This window comes from Pseudomonadota bacterium (assembly GCA_010028905.1).
GTDB lineage: Bacteria > Vulcanimicrobiota > Xenobia > RGZZ01 > RGZZ01 > RGZZ01.
On the sequence record RGZZ01000644.1, the window covers coordinates 1 to 2,340 of the forward strand.

The window sequence follows — 2,340 nt, forward strand, 5'->3', positions numbered from 1 at the left end:
TGCATCACCCTCGATCGCCCGCGTGCCCTCAATGCACTGAACATCGAGATGATTCGCGGCATGTGTCAGGCCCTCGATGCCTTCGAACAAGATGCGCAGGTGACGCGCATCATCATCGACAGCGCGAGTCCCAAGGCGTTCTGCGCTGGCGGCGATATCCGCGCGGTGGCGGCGCTGGCCGCTGAGGGGCGCTACGACGAGGCGCATCGATTTCTGGCCGAAGAATATGTGCTCGACCGCCGCATCGCCGAGTCAGCGAAGCCCTGTGTCGCCCTCATCGATGGCTACGCCCTGGGCGGGGGGCTGGGCATCTCGGTGAACGGTCGGTATCGCGTGGTGACCGAACGGGCCACGCTTGCCATGCCCGAGACCATCATCGGCTTCTTCCCCGATGTGGGGAGCAGCCACTTCCTCTCGCGCCTTTCGTCGCACGTGGGAGAGTGGCTCGGGCTCTCTGGCGCGTTCATCGGCGGGGCCGACGCAGCCGTCATCGGCCTGGCCACACACTTCGTTTCGAGCGCGCGGCTTGCGTCGCTGCGCCAGGCCCTGGTCGATTCATCGTGCGACACAGAGAACGTTCTCTCCCAGTATCGCGAAGAGCCGCACTCGTTTCGCATCGCCGCCCTGCTGCCCCAGATCGACGCGGTGTTCAGTGGCGTGACGGTGACCGAGATGATGACGCGTCTGGCCCGAAGCGGCACCGACTGGGGGCGCGAGACCCTGGCCCAGCTCGAGGCCTCGTCGCCATCGAGTCTCGAGGTCACGCTCCAGCTCATCCGCGCTGGTGTGTCCTCGACGCTTTCGGAATGTCTCGATCGAGAGCTCGAGGCGGCGTGGCACCGCGTTCGGCATCCGGATCTCGTGGAAGGCGTGCGGGCGCAGCTCGTCGACAAGGATCGCGCCCCGCGATGGACCCAGGAGGGCCGCAGCGCCTGACCGCGCGCGAATGCGGCGATGGGGCAGGCGGCTTCGGTTGTGACGCGCCGCCTCTCAGCGGTTGCCGTGCACCCGGTCGCTGAGCCCCTCCACCGCAATGAGCAGCGACTGGCGCACGGGCTCCACCAAGGGCGCGATCAAGAGCCCCGTGGTCTCGACGGCGCGGCTCACCAGCGGACCCACTGCGTCGCGCACGGGGTCGAGCGCTTCGCCCACCTTCTCTGTGTCGCGCCTTGCCTGCTCGACAAGCGGTTCCAGACGTCTTGCCGTCTCGGCGAGGGCGCGGCCCAGGGGGGCCAGCGGGGGACAGGCGGCGAGAAGCGCGGCCGTGTCTGCCTGGGCGCGCTCTTTCGCGAGACGTCCGGCGGTGTCGACGATCTGGGCGAGACCGTCTGGCGTGATGATCGACGCCGCGTCTGGGGTGAGAACGATGGCGCTCCACTCGATGGGGTCGAGCTTTGCCAGGCCCGCATCCATGTAGGCCTTGGGGTGGGTCGAGAAGCAGAAGCGGCGCAGCGCGCTCAGGCTGCACTCCATGCGGTCGAACCCCACGGGGTCGCGGGCACGCTCGGTCTCGAGGGCGTCCTGCAGCAGGTCGCGGGTGCGCAGCACCCAGGCCTTCCCCGCATCGCTCATGTGCGGACGGGTCTCGTCGACGAAGCGATGCATGTACTTGTCGCCGTACTCGAGGTAGTAGTCCGGCGGGGGAAGGTCTGGGTGGCGCTGCACGAAGTCTGCGTGTCGCGCCACATAGTAGTCGGCGGTGCCCACCCGCGACCGCAGATCGGCGGGAGGGGTGTAGGTGCCTACGGCTGGAAGGGGCACGGTTCACCCGCGAGACGGTAGAAGAGGCTGCCGTCGTAGAGACGTTCCATGGTCTCTCGGGTGATGACCCGCTCGGTCTTGCCGTCGTGCTCCCGATCGGATCCCGCGAGGGTCATGAGCAGCCCGAACTCGCCCTTGGCCGCCACGTTGCCCGCCCTGTCAGTGCGATTGGCGGCGATCATCGCGGAGACCTCGGCCTGGTTGAGGCAGCTGTCCTTGTCGGTGTCGTGCTTCTGGAAGATGGCGTCGAACTTGGCCGGGTCGAGTCGACCATCGGCGTCGTACACGCCGGTGTCGCTGCCGTGCTTGCCGGCGCTGATGCGATTCACCTGGATCTCGAGCGGGTTGTACCAGGGCGCGCCTGTCGACACGCCGAGCCCGGCGTTGATGAGGGTGGAGAACGCCGCCGCGCGCAGCGGTCCCACCCCGAGGGCGCGAAGCCCGTCATAGGTCTCGCCCACGGTGATGCGCCCGTCTTGATTGCGGTCGAAGAACTCGGCGTGCCGCTGAAGCGGTGACCACGTCTCCGGCTTGCGGGCGTCGAAGCTGTCGACGGGGGAGGGCTGCGCAGGCCCGGCA

Annotated in this window: 3 protein-coding genes; 1 reads left to right on the plus strand and 2 read right to left on the minus strand. The window is 68.0% G+C overall.

Features of this window, described 5'->3' with window-relative positions; all coding sequences use genetic code 11:
* Positions 1–936 (plus strand): enoyl-CoA hydratase/isomerase family protein (locus EB084_23890; GenBank protein ID NDD31304.1); only part of this gene is annotated, 936 nt, incomplete at its 5' end.
* Between the two features lie 54 nt (positions 937–990).
* On the opposite strand, the gene EB084_23895 is transcribed toward EB084_23890, so the two are convergent.
* Both EB084_23895 and EB084_23900 read right to left on the minus strand, forming a co-directional pair.
* The gene (locus EB084_23895; protein ID NDD31305.1) at positions 991–1,761 is read right to left on the minus strand and encodes a hypothetical protein; all 771 of its coding nucleotides are present in this window, start codon (positions 1,759–1,761) and stop codon (positions 991–993) included.
* A partial coding sequence (locus tag EB084_23900) for a hypothetical protein (GenBank protein NDD31306.1) occupies positions 1,743–2,340 on the minus strand: 598 nt, incomplete at its 5' end. The genes EB084_23895 and EB084_23900, both read right to left, overlap by 19 nt.